Genomic DNA, 19923 nt, shown 5'->3' with positions numbered 1-19923 from the left:
GACGTCATCGGTCGAGCAGAATTTTCATGCTGTCGGCGCGGATTTCACCGCCGGCACCTCGCGGGTCACGGCCTTGGGCGGAAACGACATTGCCGCTCATCAGGATCTGATTGCCTCCCTTCGGCATCCATCCCTTGTCGGCGCGAGTGTGTATAGGCACGAGATTCTCGCGATATTGGATCAGATAAGGTTGCTCCAGATCGGAGCTGCCGTCATCGCCGTAATGAACCATCCGCGTGGCCGCCAGGGTATAACGCCGGTGACCATCTTCGTTCATGACTGTGGCGTCGAAATTCTCGATGATGTAGTCGGGGTCGTGACGAACCTTGCCGTCGAACACCTTCTCCGGCACGCCCACCGTGCGCGTCAACCACCAGGAGCCGGTGGCGAGCAGCAACAGGGTGGCCGCGATAGCGAGCCGTTTGGCGTCGAGGATCATCCGGTCGCACGCCCTCCGTGGTCCGCGAGGTATTTCTGCATTTCCGCGTGGTAGCTTCCCTGCGCGTACAGGATCATCTCGCAGGCCTCGCGTGCCGCACCATAACCGCCGTTGCTCGGCGTGACCCAGTGGGCGTATTTTTTGGCGAGCGGGTGGGCGCTGTGTACCGCGATGGCCAGCCCGACCTGCAGCATGATCGGCAGGTCCACCACGTCGTCGCCGACATACGCGGTTTGTTCCGGCGTGAGCTTCAATTCGGCGATCAATTGGCGGTAAATCGGCAACTTTTCCTTGCATCCCTGGTGGACGTATTTGATGTCGAGATCCTTCACCCGGTGTTTGACCACCTCGGAGGTGCGGCCGGTGATGATGCCGGCGGCCACACCGTTGCGTTGCAACATCTTGATGCCGTGGCCGTCGAGCGAATTGAAGGCTTTGTATTCCTGGCCGTCATCGCCGATGACGAGCCGTCCGTCGGTGAGCACGCCGTCGACGTCGAACAGCAGGAGTTTCACCATCGACGCCAGACGTAATACCTTCGGATCGATCGGAAATCCCGGCGCGAGAATCTGATTCATCAGATAACCCCCGCTCGGAACAGGTCGTGCATGTTGAGCGCACCAAGCACGCGGTTGTTCTCGTCCACCACGAATGCCTTTTGACATTTTGATGCCATGGTTATCCGGACACGTTGGCTACCCGGCGCACTTTTCAGGAATCTAATGACGGACTTCAATGTTGTGGCATGAATCTTATTCACATCAGATTACCCCGGCGCGGAACAGGTCGTGCATGTTGAGCGCACCAAGCACGCGGTTATTTTCATCCACCACGAACAGCCCGTTGATTTTCAGCGAGCGCATCAGCTGCACCGTCTCCGCCGCGAGGCGGTCGGCGCGCGTGGTTTTCGGATTCTGTGTCATGACTTCGGTGATTTTGGCGCTGTAGACGTCCACGCTGCGGTTGAGCACGCGGCGCAGATCGCCGTCGGTGAAGATTCCGACAAGACGGCCCTGATGATCCACGACGCCGGTCATGCCGAGCCCCTTGCCGGTCATTTCGAGCAAGGCTTCGCGCAAACTCGCTCCCTCGGCAACCTGGGGGATGGCGGTACCGGTATGCATGATGTCGTTCACGTACAGCAGCAGGCGGCGGCCGAGACTGCCGGCTGGGTGGGCTCGCGCGAAGTCCTCGCGCGTGAAACCGCGCGACTTGAGCAGTGTCACCGCGAGCGCATCGCCGATGGCCAGTGCCGCCGTGGTGCTCGCCGTCGGGGCAAGGTTGTGCGGGCAGGCTTCTTTTTCCACGCCTGAGTTGAGCACAGCGTCGGCTTGCCGCGCGAGGCTGGATTGCAGGCCACCCGTGAGCGCAATGAGCTTTACGCCCATACGCTTGATGATCGGCAGAATGGTCAGGATTTCCTCGGTCTCGCCCGAATTGGAAATCGCCAGGACGATGTCGGGTGTCATGATCATGCCGACGTCGCCGTGCGAAGCCTCGCCCGGATGCACGAAGAACGACGGCGTACCGGTGCTGGCCAGGGTGGCGGCGATCTTGCCGCCGATGTGCCCGCTCTTGCCCATGCCGATGACGATGACCCGTCCGGTGCAGGCGAGAATCAGGCGGCAGGCCTCGGCGAACTGTCCATCGACGCGCTTCGCAAGCGTCTGCAGTGCCTCAGCCTCGAGCTGGATCACCTCGCGTCCCAGTTGTTCGTACGATGCGGATGACTTCATGCGTTTCGCGATTTGGCGTGGGTTGGGGTAATCTTTCGTGGAGTATATCGAAACAGTTGTGATTATCCCATGGAGCCGATCGGCTTTCACAGTATTCTGATCCTGCTGGGCGTGGCGGTGGTGCTGGTCGCGCTGTTCCGTTATCTGCGCCTGCCGCAGATCCTGGCGTATCTGTGCGCCGGCATCGTCGTCGGTCCCTTCGGCATGGGCTGGATTCCGGACCTGGAAGGCACACGCACCCTCGCCGAGTTCGGACTGGTGTTCCTCATGTTCACCGTCGGGCTGGAATTCTCGCTGCCCAAGCTCATGGCGATGAAGAGCGTGGTGTTCGGGCTCGGCGGCGCGCAGGTATTGATCAGCTGTCTCGTGTTCGGGTTTGTCGCGTGGTTGTTCGATGTTCCGGCCGAAGGCGCTGTGGTCATCGGTGGCATGCTGGCCATGTCGTCCACCGCCATCGTCATGAAGCTGCTCACCGAACAGCTGGAGCAGAATTCTCGCCACGGCCGCCACGCCATCAGTGTGCTGCTGTTCCAGGACTTGGTGGTGGTGCCGTTTTTGATTGTGATCCCGGCGCTGGCCGGCGACATCAAGCAATCGGTGTGGGCTGCGCTCGGCTGGGCGTTCCTGAAAAGCGTGCTGGTGCTGGTCGGCATTTTTCTCGTCGGACGCTGGATGTTGCGGCCGTTTTTCCACGAGGTCGCTTCGGCGCGACTGCGCGAATATTTCATGCTCGCGGTGCTGCTGCTCACGCTGGGATCGGCCTGGGTTACCGAGGCGGCTGGTCTGTCGATGGCGCTCGGGGCGTTTCTCGCCGGCATGATGCTGGGCGAGACGGAATACCGGCACCAGGTGGAAGGCGACATCCTGCCGTTTCGTGACATCCTGCTCGGGCTTTTCTTCGTGACGATCGGCATGATGCTTGATCTGGGCGCCATACAGGAGTTGTGGCCCTGGATTCTCTTCAGCGTTGTCCTGATCTTTGTTTTCAAGACACTGCTCATCCTCGGATTGGGCAAGTTGTTTGCGATGGAAACCGGCGTCGCCCTGCGCACCGGACTGGTGCTGTCACAGGTCGGCGAATTCGCGTTCGCGCTGATATTGCTGGCGAACCAGCATCAGCTTTTCTGCGCCCGGACCTCGCAGATCGTGCTGGCCTCGATCATCCTGAGCATGATGCTGGCGCCGATCGTGGTGCGGTATAACGGCCGCGTGGCCAAGAAGCTCGTGCCGAGTTATACCCGCGCGCGCCAGGGCAACCTGGACGTGATCCGCGCCGAGGCGGGCATCGCCGGCAAGCACGTTATCGTCTGCGGTTACGGCCGCAGCGGTCAGAATCTCGCCTGGATGCTGGAACAGGAAGGCATCAACTACCTCGCGCTCGATCTTGATCCGGTGCGCGTGCGCGACGCGCGCGACGCCGGCAAGCCGGTGGTCTACGGCGATGCCGTACGCCGTGACGTCCTCGATGCAGCCGGGCTGCACCGCGCCACGGCGCTCGCGATCAGTTTTTACGATGTTTCGCTGGCGCTCAAGGTCCTGGAAACCACGCGCGTGCTGCGGCCGGACATGCCGGTGATCGTGCGCACCATGGACGACGCCGCGCTCGAGAAGCTGAAGGCCGCCGGCGCCACCGAGGTCGTGCCGGAAAGCCTCGAAGGCAGCCTGATGATGGGTTCGCACCTGCTGCTGCTCATGGGCGTGCCGGTGTCGCGTATCGTGCGCCATGTGCGCAACGTACGTACCGACCGCTACCGCATGCTGCGCGGCTTTTTCCATGGGGTGGATGCCAATGAAGGAAAGGAGAGCGCCTATCAGGAGCGCTTGCATTCCGTCACGCTGCCTTCCGGGGCGAGCGCCGTGGGCAAGCTGATTTCCGAGTTGCATCTCGAGGAAGCCGGAGTTAGCGTGAGTGCTGTGCGCCGTGGCGGCATCCGCGGTCCCGAGCCCGCGCCCGAGACCCGGCTCACCGCCGGGGACGTGCTGGTGCTCTATGGCGCCCCCGAAGCGCTGGAACAGGCGGAGAAAATTCTGCTTGAAGGTTGAGAACTATATGATTGTTTTCCGCAAAGTCGCGAAGCACGCACAGAAAGGCTCATGAGAATGAAACACAACAAATCTTTGCGTTCTTTGATGCGCGCCATCCTTGGCGCGCCTCCGGCGGGCGCGCTGCGCGCGTCCAATTTTGTTCCCGAAAAAATTGTGCGCCTCTGCAGCGAAAATTCATATAAATGAGTTTCAAAGATCATTTCTCGGGCCATGCCGGCGATTGCGCCCGCTACCGCCCGGATTATCCCGAGGCTTTGTTCGCGTACCTGGCCAAGTCCGTGTCACGGCACGATCTCGCCTGGGATTGCGGCACCGGCAACGGCCAGGCTGCGCTGGGGCTGGCCGCGCATTTCGATCGCGTCATCGCCACTGACCCGAGCCAGAACCAGATCCAGAATGCCGTGCGTCATGAAAAGATCCAATATTCTGTGGCGCCGGCGGAGCAGACCGAGATTCCGCCCCGTTCCGTGGACCTGATCACCGTCGCGCAGGCGCTGCACTGGTTCCATTTCGATCAGTTTTATGAGGAAGTACGGCGCGTGCTGAAGCCCGATGGCATGCTCGCGGTATGGTGTTATGGATTGAGCGGTATCAATCCGGACGTCGACAAGGTGGCGCATCATTATTATAAGTATATCGTCGGGCCCTATTGGCCGCCGGAGCGCCACTATATCGACGAAAAATACCGGACCATTCCGTTTCCGCTCGTCGAGTTGCCGACGCCCGAGTTTCACATGAAGGCGGAATGGGACATGAACGATTTGATAGGCTATCTTCTCACCTGGTCGGCGACTAAGCGGTGTCAGCAGAAAAACCAGCAGAACCCGATTGATATTTTCCGCCGGGCGCTGGCAAAAGCCTGGGGACGGGATGGCTCGCGGCTGACGGTACGCTGGCCGCTCTACCTGCGTCTCGGACGGATGACGGCGCCGGCGAAAGCCCGGTCGTAAACGGAAAGCAGACCATGCCGAAAAAGATTCTGGTAATCCTCGGCCAGCCGCAGCGTCACAGCTACGGTGGCGCGCTGATGCAGGCGTATTCCGAAGGCGCGCGCGCCGCTGGTGCGGAAGTGCAAGAACTGTATCTGGGTGATCTCAAGTTCGATCCACTGGCCACCACCAGCCTTGCACACCTGAACGAGCTGGAGCCGGACCTGGCGCTGGCGCAGGAGGCGATCAAGTGGGCCGATCACTTGGTGTTTGTTTATCCGATCTGGTGGGGCACCATCCCGGCGCTGTTGAAGGGATTCATCGAGCGGGTTTTTCTTCCCGGCTTCGCCGTGAACTTCCGCAAAAATTCCCCGCGGTGGGACAAGCTGCTTACCGGCCGCAGCGCGCGCCTGATCGTCACGCTCAACACGCCATCGTGGATTTACCGCTGGTACTTCGGCCGCCCCGGCCACAACACCATGAAGAAGACCATCCTTCAGTTCTGCGGCATCAAGCCGGTGCGCATCACGGAAGTAGGCCCCCTCAAGAATTCGACGGATGAAAAGCGCCAGCAGTGGATCGGGCAGATCCGGGCACTGGGTACCCGACTGGCCTGAACAATGGTTTCCCGGCATGTCGGGGCGACTACCGCAAAATAGTTTGCTCCTTCCCGCAACGTTCACAGCGCCGGCGCGTGACCAGCTTTCCCTGTTTCACGTCGAATTTTCTTTCGGTCACGACTTTCCACCGATGAAAGCCGCTCTTGCACAAGGTTTTGCCTTCGGCTTTTTCCTTCAAGGACGGCTTCCTGAATTTAATGATCTCGCCCATGCTGCTCAAATGTTTTCTGAAAAAAAGCGGACGTTCATTTCGGATGGTGAAATCTGACGCCGCCGGTTTGTTAAGAATATGTCAAAGCGCGTATCGTCAGAATACCGCAGTCCAGTTTCCCGCGCCGAATTAAAGGTCTTTGTATCAGTAGAGGCAGAGACCGGGCTGACCTGGTGACGGGCAGACCGTCCACGTGGCGCTGTTACTTTTTGGGCTGTTTCTTGTTAACCTAACCGGCACCAATTCAGTACTGGCCATAACCCCCTAGGGCTGTGTGCGTGGAATTGAATTTGCGAACCGACAGCGGAACATCAGAACCGGCCGCGGCACGTCAAGCGCTCGCGCCGGTTGTCGAATTTTTGCACCGGCACGCGCCGTTCGATCGGATGGCGCCGGCCCATCTCGAATTTCTCGCCACCCATCTCCAGCTCGGGTTTTATAACAAGGATGAAGTGATCACCGAGCCCGCGCGCGGCGCGGCCAGCCGTTTTTACATCATCAAACAGGGACGCGTGCGCGGCGAGACGAGCGACGCGACCGGGCCCGCAGAGGATGGCGCCTGGGAGCTGGTGGCCGGCGAATGCTTCCCCATCGGGGCGCTGCTCGCGCACCGACCCGTGCACACGGTGCATCGCGCGGTGGCGGACTGCTTCTGCTTCGAGCTCGAACGCGAGGACTTCGACAGGCTCCTCGCACTGAGTCCGGTGTTTCACGATTTCTGCACGCGCCGTCTCGCCAATTTGCTGGATCAGGCCTTGCAGGGAGTGCAGGCGAGCCTCGCCACCCAGGTATCGACCGGCGAAACCTCGCTCGCGGCGCCATTGTCGAGCCTGATCCGCCGCTCACCGGTCACTTGTCTCCCGCAGACGCCGATCGGCGATGCCTTGCGGACGATGAACACAGAACGCGTCGGTTCCATCGTCATCACGGACGCGGACCGGAAACCGCTCGGCCTGTTTACGCTCCACGATCTGCTTGGGCGCGTCGCCACCTCGGGCGTCAGCCTCGATTTGCCTATCGAGACGGTCATGACACGGCGTCCACTGTCCTTGCCGCCGCAGGCGCCAGCGCACGAGGCGGCGGCGCTCATGGCGCGCATGGGATTCGGGCATGTATGCGTGGTCGAGGACGAGCGGCTCCTGGGCATGGTGTCTGAACGCGATCTGTTTTCGTTGCAACGCGTGGGACTGGTCCAGCTCACACGCTCCATCGCGCATGCGCCGGACGTCGCGACACTGGTACGGCTGGGGAAGGACATCCATCGCGTCGTCGACCAGATGCTGGTGCAGGGTGCGTCGGTGGCGCAGCTGATGCAGATCATCACGCTGTTCAACGACCACATCACGCGGCGCGTCATCGGCTTGTGTCTCGCTGAGGCCGGCGCACCGTCGGTGCCGTTCACCTGGCTTTCCTTCGGCAGCGAGGGACGACAGGAACAAACGCTTAAGACCGATCAGGACAACGGCATTCTCTTCGTTTCCCCGGAGGGAAAAAGCACCGACGCGGTGCGCGCGGAGTTGCTGCCGCTGGCGCAAAAGATAAATCAAGCCCTCGATACCTGCGGTTACCCACTGTGCAAGGGCAACATCATGGCCGGGAATCCGGAATGCTGCCTGAGCTTGGAGGAATGGAAAGCCAGGTTCCAGGACTGGATCGAGCACGGCACGCCGGAACACCTGCTGAATGCCAGCATCTTTTTCGATTTCCGCACGATCTACGGCGAGCGCGGCCCGGCGGAAGAACTGCAGGGCTGGGTTCTCGCGCGCGTGTCCACGAACGTCACGTTCCTGCGCCAGATGGCGGAGAACGCCCTGCGCAACCGTCCGCCGCTCGGCGTGGTGCGCGATTTTGTCGTGGCGAGCGGCGGTGAACATCCCGACATGATCGATCTCAAGATGAACGGTGCCACGCCCTTCGTGGACGGGGCGCGCCTGCTGGCGCTCGCTCACGGTATCGCCGAAACCGGAACCCTGGCCCGTATCCGCGCTGCCGCCAAGCGCGGTGTGCTGCAAGAGGAAGAGGCCGGCGCCTGGTGCGACGCGTATGCCTTCATTCAATTGCTGCGCATGCGCGCGCACCAGAACCAGCAACGTCTGGGCCAGTCGCTCGACAATCACGTCGATCCGGAAAGCCTGAACGAACTTGACCGGCGTATCCTCAAGGAAACCTTCCGTCAGGCGCGCAAGCTGCAGACACGTTTGTTACTGGATTATCAGCTATGAGTTGGCTCGCGCGCCTGTTCCGCCCCCAGATAGAACTCCCGCCCGGACTGGCGGAGCGCGCCCGCGCGTGGCGCGAGCAGCCGGTCGTCAGCGAAAGGATTGCGTTGACGCAGGCGCGATTCATTGTGGTGGACGTCGAGACCTCGGGGCTCGACATGCGCAAGGACCGGCTGCTTTCCATCGGCGCCTGCGCCGTGGAGGCGATGCGCCTGCGCGCGGGCGAGAGCTACGCGACCATCCTGCAGCGCGACGAAGCCAACGCACGCGCCAATATCCTGATCCACGGCATCGGCCCGCAGGCCCAGGCTGCGGGCGAGGCCCCGGAGGAATCGCTGCTGGGGTTTCTCGAGTTCGCCGGCAGGCATCCGCTCGTGGCGTTTCACGCCAGCTTCGATCAAACGATGCTCGACCGGGCCCTGCGCGAATCGCTCGGGGTGCGCCTGATCAATCCGTGGCTCGACCTGGCGCATTTGTGTCCGGCGCTGTTTCCCGAGGCGCGCCTGAGACAGGCGGGCCTCGATGACTGGCTTGGCTATTTTGGCCTGCGCGCCCACGCGCGTCATCGCGCGTTGGACGATGCGTTTGCGACAGGCGAAATCTTTTTAGTCTTGCTCGCGCGTGCCCAGCAACGTAGTCTGACCACCGTCAGCGCGCTGCACGCGGCGTGCGAGCAACAGGCAAGGCTTGTCCCCGGGGGCGGGGCAGGGGGGGCGTAAGGTGTCATGCACGAACGTCCTGTCAAAAAGTTTATTGCAAACAACCAGGAGGATGACCATGCAGCTGACTGAACGACACAAGGAGTATTGGCGAAGAAATATGAGAATGACGACGATATTGCTGGTGATCTGGTTTGTGGTCACCTACGTCGTGGGCTGGTATGCGCGTGAGCTCAACGAGTTGGTTATCTTCGGTTTCCCTTTCGGTTTTTACATGGGGGCGCAAGGGTCGTTGATCATTTATGTGATCATGATTTTCTATTACGCCATTCGCATGAACAAACTCGACATAGAGTATGACGTCGCGGAAGGAGAAGGCTAATGGCTACGCAAACCCAAGCGCAATTCACCCAGTCGCTCAAAAAATATTACAGCGTCTACGCCGGCGGCTTCATCGCCTTCGTTATCCTGCTGGCGATCGCCGAACAGATGGGCCTGCCCAACCGCTGGATCGGCTATTCCTTCCTGTTCGCTACCATTGGTCTGTACGCCATTATCGGCATCATGAGCCGCACGGCGGACGTGGCCGAGTACTACGTCGCAGGCCGGCGGGTGCCGGCGTTCTTCAATGGCATGGCGACGGGTGCCGACTGGATGTCGGCGGCGTCGTTCATCGGCATGGCCGGCGGCCTTTACATCCAGGGCTATGACGGTCTGGCCTTCATCATGGGCTGGACCGGCGGTTACGTGCTGGTGGCGCTGTTCCTGGCGCCGTATCTGCGCAAGTTCGGCCAGTTCACGATTCCGGACTTCCTCGGCGAGCGCTATGGCGGCCACACGGCGCGCAGCATCGGTGTATTTGCCGCAGTCCTGTGCTCCTTCACCTATGTGGTGGCGCAGATCTACGGTGTCGGCATTATCACCTCGCGGTTTACAGGGATTCCGTTCAACATCGGTGTGTTCGTCGGCCTCGGAGGCATTCTCGTGTGTTCGATGCTCGGGGGCATGCGCGCAGTGACGTGGACGCAGGTGGCGCAGTACGTCATCCTGATCATCGCCTACCTGCTGCCGGTGGTGTGGCTGTCGGTGCAGATCACCCATTTCCCGATCCCGCAGCTTTCCTACGGCTACGCGCTGGAGAAGGTAACCGAGCGCGAAAAGGAGATCACAAGCAATCCCAAGGAAATCGAGGTTCGGAATATCCTGAAGGCCAAGGCCACGGACGCCGAGGCGAAGCTGAAAGACCCGGCGGCGGCTTACGCCGCGGACAAGGTCGCCGCGGAAAAGAAGTTGGCCGATCTCAAGGCCGCGAATGCGGCTCCGGATCAGGTCGCCGCCGCCGAGAAGTCGCTGACCGCGTTCCCGAAAGACGTGGATGCGGCCAAAGCGCAATGGACCAAGGATAAAGGTCTCGCGGCGCGCGCCGTACCTCCGCGCCCGCATGCCGAAGCCTTCGTGGGCAAGGATGACGCCGCGCGCAACACTGCGCGTCTCAACTTCCTCGCGCTGGTCTTCTGTCTCATGGTCGGTACCGCGGCGCTGCCGCACATTCTCATGCGCTACTACACCACGCCCTCGGTTAAGGAGGCGCGCCAGTCGGTCGGATGGTCGCTATTCTTCATCTTCCTGCTGTATTTCACCGCGCCGTCGCTGGCGGTATTGGTGAAGTTCGACGTGTACGCGCACCTCGTCGGCTCGAATTTCGCCGACTTGCCACGATGGGTGGCGTCGTGGGCGGCGGTGGATCCGACACTGGTGTCGATCAAGGACTTGAACGGTGACGGCATCGTGCAGCTCGCCGAGATCGTGTTGGGCCAGGACATCATCGTGCTGGCGACACCCGAAATCGCGGGGCTGCCGTACGTGGTCTCGGGCCTGGTGGCGGCCGGCGGCTTGGCGGCGGCACTCTCGACCGCGGACGGTCTGTTGCTCACCATCGCCAACGCGCTGTCGCACGACGTGTACTACAAGATGATCGACCCGCATGCGTCGACCAAGCGCCGTCTCACCATCGCCAAGATACTGCTGCTGGTGGTGGCGGCCATTGCCGCGACGGTCGCGTCGCAGAAACCGGCGGACATCCTGTTCCTGGTGTCGGCGGCGTTCTCGTTCGCGGCGGCGGCGTTCTTCCCGTCACTGGTGCTCGGCATTTTCTGGAAGCGGGCGAGTTCCTGGGGCGCGATCCTCGGCATGGCCGCGGGTCTGGGCATCACCTTCTACTACATGGCGACGACCCAGCCGTGGCTCCGCGGGCTGTTCGGCGTGACTGGCGCGATCGCCGATCACACCTGGTTCGGCATCAGCCCGATCTCGGCTGGCATCTTCGGCGTGCCGCTCGGGTTTGCGGTGGTCATCATCGTGAGCCTGCTGACCCCGGCGCCGGACAAGAAAACGCAGGAGCTCATCGAGCACGTACGGTATCCGCAGCTCAGGGGCGATATCGATTCGCGGGCAACCTGAGCCGGCACATCCGGCAGATGCAAAAGGCCCGCGCGAGCGGGCCTTTTGTTCAGACGTGAATCGTTGCGGAACAGGCGGTCATGCTTAACATCGTCATCATTCTCAAGGCCCTGACGGAGATCGCGGGTCTGGCGTTGCTCGGCCAGGGGATACTATTCGTGCTGGCCGGCGCCAATCGCGAGCAGAATCTTTTTTACAAGGTACTGAGGACGGTTACGTCTCCGATAATGCGCGCGGTGCGTTTCATCACGCCGCGCTTCGTGCCGGACCGGCACGTCGGCATCGCGGCATTTTTTCTCGTGGCCGGACTGTGGCTGGCGTTGACGATGCTCAAGATCCAGCTGGTGCTGGAAGCGCGCAGGCTCGCGGGCTAGGGATGTTCTGAATAATTCAAATTACCCGTGAACATGGAACTTTAAGTCTCTGATTCCGATAATGCGTTTTATATTGGGGCGAAAACCATAATTAATCAGAACGTCCCACGTTTCTCAAATCGGCCACGAGATGGGCGAGGTCGGAGCGGCCGGTGTCGTGAATCAGTTGCCGGGTCATTTTGGGATCGAAGCGGTGCAGATATTCGATCGCCTCCTTGACCTTGTCCGGACGGTGCAGCGCGTGCTGCGCCAGTCCCAGGTGGTACCAGGCGTGCGGATTCATCGGCTGCAGCTGACCCGCCTGCTCGAAGGATTTCACGGCGGCTTCATGCTGTCCGAGCGCGGTCTGGCACAGGCCCATGCCGTACCACGCGCGGTCGAGGCCGGGATTGATCCGCAGCGCCTCGTGGAAGGCCTCGATGGCCTTGGCCGGCTGGTGCTGTTTGTCGTACATGAAGCCGAGATTGAACCAAGTCGCGGCACGTTGCGGTTCCAGACGCACGGCCGCCTGGAAATGCCGCTCGGCCTCGGCATAATGCCCGTCTGACGTCAGCAGGAAGGCGAGTGCCCGGGTGGCCTGGGCGGACGCCGGATCGAGCGCGAGCGCCGTCCGGTATGCGGCGATGGCCTGGTCCGGCCGCCGGAGAAATTCATACAGCCGCGCACGCAGACGGTGGCGCCATGCTTCCAGATTCATGGGAGACTCCCGTTATTGACCTGGCACGATTGTTTGAACGGAGATACGCCGCGTCGTTGTCGCACGGCGTTTATGATGAGAAGATCGTGCCGGATCAATAACGAAAAATCATAAGATTTTCGATTATTGCGGCGGTATAACGTGATTAGACCCGAGGCCACGTGCTGGATTTTCCTTCGAAATGGTTCAAATGGTTTCATGCCGCCGCAATAATCCCGGCCATTCTGGGGGTTTCGGCCGACGGCGGCAAGCCGCGATAATTCCGGCTTGAGGCGTGGACGCCAGATACTGCAAAATCGTTTTTATCGGGGTACACCAGGAGGATTGACGCATGTCCGAAGAGAAGATTTATAACGTTCCCGCCGAGGTCGCCAGGCGCGCCTGGGCGGACGACAGCCAATACAAGGATATGTACCAGCGCTCGGTCAAGGACCCGGACGGTTTCTGGGCCGAACAGGCCAGGACGTTTGTCACGTGGTCAAAACCATGGACGAAAATATCGGACTGGAGCTATGACGCCAGAAACCTGCATATCCGCTGGTTCGAGGGCGCGAAGCTCAACGCGAGTTATAACTGCCTCGACCGCCATCTCGAGAAACGCGGCAACCAGACGGCGATCATCTGGGAAAGCGACGATCCCAAGGTTGACAGGAAAATAACCTATCGTGAGTTGCATGCCGAGGTATGCAAGTTCGCGAATGTTCTGAAAGACCGCGGCGTGAAAAAGGGCGACCGCGTTTGCATCTACATGCCCATGATTCCGGAAGCCTCGGTGGCGATGCTCGCGTGCGCGCGCATCGGCGCGGTCCATTCGGTCGTGTTCGGCGGTTTTTCGCCGGAGTCGCTCAAGGACCGCATCCTCGATTCCGACTGCCGCGTGGTGATCACCGCCGACGAAGGCCTGCGCGGCAGCAAGAAGATTCCGTTGAAAGCCAACACCGATCAGGCGCTGACGCATTGCCCGAACGTGCATACCGTGCTGGTCGTCAAACGCACCGGCGGTCAGATCGCCTGGGACGCGAAGCGCGACGCGTGGTATCACGAACAGATGGCGAAGGCTTCGGCGGATTGTCTGCCGGAAGAGATGGACGCCGAGGACCCGCTGTTCATTCTTTATACCTCCGGATCGACCGGCAAGCCCAAGGGCGTGCTGCACACCACCGCCGGCTATCTGCTGTTCGCCGCGATGACCCACAAGTACGTCTTCGATTATCACGACGGCGACATCTACTGGTGCACCGCCGACGTCGGCTGGGTGACGGGCCACTCTTATATAGTCTATGGTCCGCTGGCCAACGGCGCGATCACGCTCATGTTCGAGGGCGTGCCGAACTACCCCACCGCCTCGCGCTTCTGGGAGGTCATCGACAAGCACCAGGTGAATATTTTCTACACCGCGCCGACGGCGATCCGCGCGCTCATGCGCGAGGGCGAAGCGCCGGTGAAGAAGACTTCAAGAAAATCCCTGAAGCTGCTCGGCACGGTGGGTGAGCCGATCAACCCCGAGGCCTGGGAGTGGTATTACCATACCGTGGGCGACGCGCGCGTGCCGATCGTCGATACCTGGTGGCAGACCGAAACCGGCGGGATTCTCATCACGCCGCTGCCGGGCGCGACGCGCTTGAAGCCGGGTTCGGCCACGCGGCCGTTCTTCGGGGTGATGCCGGCGATCGTGGACCCCGAGGGCAAGGTGCTCGAGGGCGAGTGCAGCGGCAATCTCGTAATCCTGCGTCCGTGGCCGGGACAGATGCGCACGGTGTACGGCGATCACCAGCGCTTCGTGGACACCTATTTCAAGACCTATCCGGGCAAGTACTTCACCGGCGACGGCGCGCGGCGCGACAAGGACGGTTACTACTGGATCACCGGCCGTGTCGACGACGTGCTCAATGTCTCCGGTCATCGGCTCGGCACCGCCGAGGTCGAAAGCGCGCTGGTGCTGCACAAGTCGGTGGCCGAGGCCGCGGTCGTGGGATTCCCGCACGACATCAAGGGAACGGGCATCTACTGTTACGTCACGCTCAAGATCGGCGTGCAAGCCTCGGACGAACTCCGCAAGGATCTGGTGGCACAGGTGCGCAATGAGATCGGCGCGATCGCCTCGCCCGACGTGATTCAATGGGCCCCGAGCCTGCCCAAGACGCGCTCCGGCAAAATCATGCGCCGTATCCTACGCAAGATTGCCGCGAACGATCTTTCCAACCTTGGCGACACCACGACGCTCGCCGATCCGTCTGTGGTCGAGGACCTTATCAAGAATCGCGCCGTCAAATAACACGCTGGCGGCACCTGTCATCCTGTGGCAATGCCGGCCGTATACGTTAGAATGGCCCCGACTCGCGATGCGTCGAACAAGGAAAAAGTTTGAACCAACCCAGTCATAACGCGCCGGAAAGCGACATCCTGGTGGATATCCGTGATATCCATTTTACGTACGGTGACCGGCCGATCCTGAAGGGCATCACGCTTCCCATCCGCCGTGGCAAGGTCACCGCGATCATGGGCGGCAGCGGTTGCGGCAAGACCACGCTGATGAACCTCATCGGCGGTCGCATCAAGCCGAGCAGCGGCAAGCTGACCGTGGACGGCGAATCGGTGCCGGACCTCCGAACCAAAGAACTTTTTGAACTGCGCAAGCGCATGGGCATGTTGTTCCAGACCGGTGCGCTGTTGACCGATCTTTCGGTGTTCGAAAACGTCGCCTTTCCCATCCGTGAGCACACCAAACTGCCGGAGTCCATCCTGCGCAAGGTCGTGCTCATGAAACTGGAGGCCGTGGGCCTGCGCGGGGCGCGCGATCTGATGCCTTCAGAGCTATCGGGCGGGATGGCGCGGCGCGTGGCGCTGGCGCGCGCGATCGCCTTCGAACCCATGATGATCATGTACGACGAGCCGTTCACCGGACTCGATCCGATCTCCAAGGGCGTGATCGCCAAACTGATCCGTGAGCTCAACCAGTCGCTCGGCATCACTTCGATCGTGGTGTCGCACGACGTGGCCGAGACCTGCATGATTTCCGATTACGCTTATCTCGTCGGTGACGGCCGTATCATGGGCGAGGGCACGCCGGCCGAAGTGCAGAAATCCGGTTCCGAACATGTACGCCAGTTCATGGACGGCCTGCCGGACGGTCCGGTGCCGTATCAATATCCGGCCGACGACTACGTGACGGACCTGATGCGGGGCACCACGTGAGGCGATCTCAAAAATGTTCTGGCGACAACCCCGCCCTATGGCTCTTCCGGGAACGTTCCTATGGTTACCCGGTAAGTCCAAATATTTTTGAGATCGCCTCGTGAACACGCTGAACATATTAGGACGTATTACGATCAACAGCGTCGAGCGCCTGGGACGGGCCGCGATGTTTCTGTATGAAGTGCTGCTTGGTTCGTGGGAGCTTGTCCGGCGTTTCTATCTCGTCGTGCAGCAGGTCTACGCCGTGGGGGTGCTGACGCTGCTGATCATTCTGGTGTCGGGGCTGTTCGTCGGCATGGTGCTCGGGCTTCAGGGCTACAACACGCTCGTCAAATTCGGTTCGGCGAATTCGCTCGGCCTGCTGGTGGCCTTGTCGCTGGTGCGCGAACTCGGGCCGGTGGTGACGGCGCTGCTGTTCGCCGGCCGCGCCGGGTCGGCGCTGACCGCGGAGATCGGTCTCATGAAGGCCACGGAACAGCTCGCCGGCATGGAAATGATGGCGGTCAATCCGATCACGCGCGTGATTGCACCGCGATTTCTCGGGGGCGTGATTGCCTTGCCGCTGCTGACGGCGCTGTTTTCCGCGATCGGCGTGATGGGCGGACACTTGGTGGGCGTCGGGCTACTGGGGGTGGATACCGGCGCCTTCTGGTCGCAGATGCAGAATGGCGTGGATTTCCGCGACGATATCATGAACGGTGTCATCAAGAGCGTCGTGTTCGGCGTTGTGGTTAGCTGGATATCGGTATTCGAGGGCTATGACGCGGTGCCGACCTCGGAGGGCGTGGCGAGCGCCACCAACCGGACGGTGGTATATTCTTCGCTGGCCGTGCTGGGCCTGGATTTCATCCTCACTGCTTTGACCTTGGGAGAGGTCTGACATGATCAACCGGAAGAGTCTGGAATTGTGGGTCGGCCTGTTCGTGGCCGCGGGCATCCTGGCGCTGGCCATGCTTGCGTTCAAGGTCGGTAACCTCACCTCGGCGGACGTCATGAACAGCTACAAGGTCACGGGGCGATTCGATAATATCGGCGGTCTCAAGGTCAAGGCGGCGGTGACCATGGCCGGCGTGCGCATCGGGCGTGTGTCGGCGATCGCGTTCGACAACAAAAAATATCAGGCGCTGGTCACGATGGACATCGATGGCCGCTACCAGAACATTCCTAAGGACAGCAGCGCGAGTATTCTGACCTCGGGTCTGCTGGGCGATCAGTACGTCGGCATCGAGCCGGGCGGCGACGACGCCTCGCTCAAGAGCGGCGACAGCTTCCTGCGCACGCAATCGGCGCTGGTACTGGAGAAACTGGTCGGGCAGGTGATCTTCAACAAAGCTGGCGAGAGCGCACCGGCCAAGTAGCATGCCGCTGCGAATATTAAGGAGACGTCAATGAAAAAATTCGCCTCTTCCTTGCTGTCTATGTTTTTCGCCCTGTCCGTGCTGGCGGCCGAACTCATGCCGGATCAGCTGGCGCGCGAGGTGACGGACAAGATCGTCGTGCTGCTCAAGTCGAACAAGGACGTGTACAACAAGGATCACAAGAAGCTATACGCCATGGTGGATGAACATGTGCTGCCGAACTTCGATTTCCGCGCCATGTCGCGCACGGTACTCGGGCGTTACTGGCGGGAGGCGAGCGAGGACCAGCGCGCGCATTTCACCGGAGAGTTCCGCGAGTTGCTGGTGCGCACCTATGCCACCGCCCTGCTCAAGTATAACGATGAAAAGATCGTCTATCTCCCGTTCAGGCTGAGCCCCGGTGACCGCACTGCGACGGTCAAATCCGAGGTCCGCCGCACTGACGGGGGCCCGCCCATCGCCATCAACTACGGCTTCTACCACACCGACGCCGGCTGGAAGGTGTATGACGTGACCATAGAAGGCGCGAGCTTGGTCACGACTTACCAGTCCGCCTACTCGGAGCGGGTGCAGCGCGAGGGACTCGATGTGCTGATCGCCAGCCTGGCGCAGGACAACAAGGCGGCCGCCGAGGGAAAAACCGCTTCCAACGGCACCAAGGCGGGCGGAACGAAGTGAGCGAGGGACGTTCTGATTATGGTTCTGACCCTGTGGAATGTTAAACGCATTATCGGAACTGGCAGCCTAGGATTCGATTTCCATGAGTGAACTCAATCATACAGAACGTCCCGGGAACGGTATTACCACCCGCGACAATGGCGTGTTCGAGGTGACCGGACAGCTGACCTTCCAGTCGGTGCCGCAGTTTCTCGCGCAGACCGATAAATGGCTACATGGCGGCACCGACAAGGTCACGATTGATATGCATGGCGTGACGCTCGCCGACAGCGCCGGGCTGGCGCTTTTAATCGAATGGCTGCAACTCTCGCGTTCCGCCCAGCGCGAGATCGTCTTTACCAATATGCCGGATCAGATGCGTGATCTCATCCACGTCAACGGCCTCACTCAGGTTTTCGGCCTGGCATAAGACTCGTGAAACCGCAGATGAACGCAGACAATTTTGCCGTGAGCAAAAATTGGACAGCGGAGCGCAGCGACGCTGGCCCGAGCGTAAGCGAGGGCGAGCGCCAGGGATGGCGCGAGCATAAACACGGATAATCTCAAGTCATTTCCTGATCAGCGTCCATCCTTGTTAATCCGTGGTTCCATCATTTATCTGAGCGACAGCCGTGTCGGCGATCTCCATCACAGGGCTGCATAAGCATTACCCTCGGGTCCACGCCCTCAAGAACATCGACCTGACGATCGAGCGCGGCGAGTTCTTCGGCCTGCTCGGCCCGAACGGTGCTGGCAAATCCACGTTGATCAGCATCGTCGCCGGGTTGACCCGATTTAACGCCGGCAGTGTGACCGTCCTCGGTCATGACGTGGTGACGGCTTACCGCCAGACCCGGCGGCTCATCGGCGTGGTGCCGCAGGAACTGACGTTCGATCCTTTTTTCAACGTGCACGAGGTGCTGCGTATCCAGTCCGGCTATTTCGGGCTGCGCGATAATGACGCCTGGATCGATGAACTGATGCAGGCGCTGATGCTGACCGGAAAGGCCGACGCCAACATGCGCGCGCTTTCGGGCGGCATGAAGCGGCGCGTCATGATTGCCCAGGCGCTGGTGCACAAGCCCGACGTGGTGGTGCTGGACGAGCCGACGGCGGGGGTGGACGTCGAACTGCGCAAACAGCTGTGGACCTTCATCCGCCGGTTGCACCGCGAGGGCCACACCATCGTGCTCACCACGCATTATCTCGAGGAGGCCGAGGCGCTGTGCGAGCGCATCGCGATCCTGAATCGCGGTGAGATCGTGGCGCTCGATACCAAGCAAGCGCTGATGGCGCGCGGTATAGGCCACACCCGGCGTGTCTGCATCACCACGGCGGAGCCGCTGGGCCCCCTGCCCGAATCCCTGGCGCCGAAGCTGCGCCGGCAGGAAGGCAACCAGATCGAACTGCAACTCGACAAGCATACCGATTCGGTCATGGCGGTTCTGGACGCCTTGCGCGCACGCGGCGCGGTGATCACCGATCTCAACATGGAAGGGGCGGATCTCGAGGACGTGTTCGTCGAGTTGACGCACGGGGGCAGCGCGTGAATCCGGCCGGCCTGTATACTCTGTTCTACAAGGAGATCCTGCGCTTCGGCAAGGTGCTGCTGCAAACCCTGATCGCGCCGATCATCACGGCCTTGCTTTACCTGCTGGTTTTCGGTCACGTGTTCGAAGGCCGGTTGCAGGTATTTCCGGGGGTGAGCTACACCGCGTTCCTGATCCCCGGCCTCGTCATGATGTCGGTGATACAGAACTCCTTCGCCAACAGCTCCTCGAGCCTGATTCAGTCCAAGGTGACCGGCAACCTGATCTTCATCCTGCTCACGCCGCTGTCACACCTGGAATTCTTCCTGGCGTTTATGCTCGCCGCCGCGGTGCGCGGCGTGCTCGTGGGGCTGGGCGTGTACCTGGCGGGAGCGCTGTTTACTCCCTTGCCCGTGCAGCACCTGGGATTCATCCTGCTGTTTGCGTTCCTGAGCAGCGCGGTGCTGGGTGCGACCGGCGTGATCGCCGGCATCTGGGCGGTGAAGTTCGACCAGCTCGCCGGATTCCAGAATTTCATCATCCTGCCCTTGTCATTCCTCTCCGGCGTTTTTTATTCCATCCATTCGCTGCCGGGTTTCTGGCAGAAGCTGTCGCACTTCAACCCGTTTTTCTACATGATCGACGGCTTCCGCTACGGCTTTTTCGGCGTGTCCGATATCTCTCCGTGGCTGAGCCTGCTGGTGGTGGGGATTTCGCTGGTGGCCGTTTCGGGAGTCACGCTGCTGATGCTCAAGACCGGATACAAACTGCGCGATTGAAAGCTTGCTTCGTCG

General features: G+C 61.0%; 22 protein-coding genes. 18 read left to right on the top strand and 4 right to left on the bottom strand.

The annotated features are described in order from the left end of the window. Positions 1–4 precede the first annotated feature (4 nt). The 3 genes from lptC to WB402_RS05955 form a co-directional block, all read right to left on the bottom strand. The gene (gene lptC, locus WB402_RS05965; RefSeq protein WP_424206003.1) at positions 5–439 is read right to left on the bottom strand and encodes an LPS export ABC transporter periplasmic protein LptC; all 435 of its coding nucleotides are present in this window, start codon (positions 437–439) and stop codon (positions 5–7) included. Next, on the bottom strand, positions 436–1017 hold the full coding sequence (locus WB402_RS05960) for a KdsC family phosphatase (protein WP_424206002.1): 582 nt from the start codon (positions 1015–1017) through the stop codon (positions 436–438). The genes lptC and WB402_RS05960 overlap by 4 nt, the downstream gene beginning before the upstream one ends. A 183-nt stretch (positions 1018–1200) precedes the next feature. Then, a complete protein-coding gene (locus tag WB402_RS05955; RefSeq protein ID WP_424206001.1) occupies positions 1201–2175 on the bottom strand; it encodes a KpsF/GutQ family sugar-phosphate isomerase in 975 nt (324 codons plus the stop codon). Positions 2176–2244: 69 nt separating this feature from the next. On the opposite strand from WB402_RS05955, the gene WB402_RS05950 reads away from it, so the two are divergent. The 10 genes from WB402_RS05950 (at position 2245) to WB402_RS05905 (ending at position 11693) form a co-directional block, all read left to right on the top strand. Beyond that, entirely contained in the window at positions 2245–4218 is a 1974-nt protein-coding gene (locus tag WB402_RS05950) for a monovalent cation:proton antiporter-2 (CPA2) family protein (RefSeq protein ID WP_424206000.1), read from the top strand. A 57-nt stretch (positions 4219–4275) separates the two neighbouring features. After that, the gene (locus tag WB402_RS05945) at positions 4276–4407 is read left to right on the top strand and encodes a hypothetical protein (protein ID WP_424205999.1); all 132 of its coding nucleotides are present in this window, start codon (positions 4276–4278) and stop codon (positions 4405–4407) included. Continuing rightward, positions 4404–5171, top strand: a complete 768-nt coding sequence (locus WB402_RS05940) for a class I SAM-dependent methyltransferase (protein WP_424205998.1) — start codon at positions 4404–4406, stop codon at positions 5169–5171. The genes WB402_RS05945 and WB402_RS05940 overlap by 4 nt, the downstream gene beginning before the upstream one ends. 14 nt (positions 5172–5185) lie before the next feature. Continuing rightward, the gene (locus tag WB402_RS05935; RefSeq protein WP_424205997.1) at positions 5186–5767 is read left to right on the top strand and encodes an NAD(P)H-dependent oxidoreductase; all 582 of its coding nucleotides are present in this window, start codon (positions 5186–5188) and stop codon (positions 5765–5767) included. Beyond that, a complete protein-coding gene (locus WB402_RS05930; RefSeq protein WP_424206022.1) occupies positions 5709–6038 on the top strand; it encodes a hypothetical protein in 330 nt (109 codons plus the stop codon). Before WB402_RS05935 ends, WB402_RS05930 begins: the two co-directional genes overlap by 59 nt. A gap of 221 nt (positions 6039–6259) precedes the next feature. After that, on the top strand, positions 6260–8203 hold the full coding sequence (locus WB402_RS05925; protein ID WP_424205996.1) for a putative nucleotidyltransferase substrate binding domain-containing protein: 1944 nt from the start codon (positions 6260–6262) through the stop codon (positions 8201–8203). Next, the gene (locus WB402_RS05920; protein WP_424205995.1) at positions 8200–8919 is read left to right on the top strand and encodes a 3'-5' exonuclease; all 720 of its coding nucleotides are present in this window, start codon (positions 8200–8202) and stop codon (positions 8917–8919) included. Before WB402_RS05925 ends, WB402_RS05920 begins: the two co-directional genes overlap by 4 nt. A gap of 58 nt (positions 8920–8977) precedes the next feature. Further along, entirely contained in the window at positions 8978–9241 is a 264-nt protein-coding gene (locus tag WB402_RS05915; protein ID WP_424205994.1) for a DUF4212 domain-containing protein, read from the top strand. Beyond that, on the top strand, positions 9241–11319 hold the full coding sequence (locus WB402_RS05910) for a sodium:solute symporter family protein (protein WP_424205993.1): 2079 nt from the start codon (positions 9241–9243) through the stop codon (positions 11317–11319). Before WB402_RS05915 ends, WB402_RS05910 begins: the two co-directional genes overlap by 1 nt. Positions 11320–11399: 80 nt before the next feature. Beyond that, positions 11400–11693 (top strand): hypothetical protein, encoded by a 294-nt coding sequence (locus WB402_RS05905; protein ID WP_424205992.1) that lies wholly within the window; start codon positions 11400–11402, stop codon positions 11691–11693. 91 nt (positions 11694–11784) lie between these two features. Here WB402_RS05905 and WB402_RS05900 read toward each other — a convergent pair whose 3' ends face one another. Continuing rightward, positions 11785–12390: a tetratricopeptide repeat protein gene (locus WB402_RS05900; protein WP_424205991.1), complete on the bottom strand. Its 606-nt coding sequence runs from the start codon at positions 12388–12390 to the stop codon at positions 11785–11787. 331 nt (positions 12391–12721) lie between these two features. On the opposite strand from WB402_RS05900, the gene acs reads away from it, so the two are divergent. The 8 genes from acs to WB402_RS05860 all read left to right on the top strand — a co-directional run bounded on the left by acs (position 12722) and on the right by WB402_RS05860 (position 19908). Then, positions 12722–14665, top strand: a complete 1944-nt coding sequence (gene acs, locus WB402_RS05895; protein WP_424205990.1) for an acetate--CoA ligase — start codon at positions 12722–12724, stop codon at positions 14663–14665. Between the two features lie 89 nt (positions 14666–14754). Continuing rightward, positions 14755–15585: an ABC transporter ATP-binding protein gene (locus WB402_RS05890; RefSeq protein ID WP_424205989.1), complete on the top strand. Its 831-nt coding sequence runs from the start codon at positions 14755–14757 to the stop codon at positions 15583–15585. A gap of 100 nt (positions 15586–15685) precedes the next feature. After that, positions 15686–16465, top strand: coding sequence for a lipid asymmetry maintenance ABC transporter permease subunit MlaE (gene mlaE / locus WB402_RS05885; protein WP_424205988.1), 780 nt, complete (start codon positions 15686–15688; stop codon positions 16463–16465). Position 16466: 1 nt separating this feature from the next. Then, positions 16467–16943 carry an outer membrane lipid asymmetry maintenance protein MlaD gene (mlaD, locus tag WB402_RS05880; RefSeq protein WP_424205987.1) on the top strand — a complete coding sequence of 159 codons (477 nt, stop codon included), beginning with the start codon at positions 16467–16469 and terminating at the stop codon, positions 16941–16943. Positions 16944–16973: 30 nt separating this feature from the next. Further along, positions 16974–17621: an MlaC/ttg2D family ABC transporter substrate-binding protein gene (locus tag WB402_RS05875; protein ID WP_424205986.1), complete on the top strand. Its 648-nt coding sequence runs from the start codon at positions 16974–16976 to the stop codon at positions 17619–17621. A gap of 82 nt (positions 17622–17703) precedes the next feature. After that, positions 17704–18030: an STAS domain-containing protein gene (locus WB402_RS05870; protein WP_424205985.1), complete on the top strand. Its 327-nt coding sequence runs from the start codon at positions 17704–17706 to the stop codon at positions 18028–18030. Between the two features lie 202 nt (positions 18031–18232). Next, complete coding sequence (locus WB402_RS05865) at positions 18233–19150, top strand: ABC transporter ATP-binding protein (RefSeq protein ID WP_424205984.1); 918 nt, start codon at positions 18233–18235, stop codon at positions 19148–19150. Beyond that, a complete protein-coding gene (locus tag WB402_RS05860) occupies positions 19147–19908 on the top strand; it encodes an ABC transporter permease (protein ID WP_424205983.1) in 762 nt (253 codons plus the stop codon). Before WB402_RS05865 ends, WB402_RS05860 begins: the two co-directional genes overlap by 4 nt. The last annotated feature ends 15 nt before the right edge of the window (positions 19909–19923 follow it).

The organism is Sulfuricaulis sp., from assembly GCF_049587675.1.
Classification (GTDB): Bacteria; Pseudomonadota; Gammaproteobacteria; order Acidiferrobacterales; family Sulfurifustaceae; genus Sulfuricaulis.
This window is presented reverse-complemented; position numbering and strand designations above follow the sequence as displayed.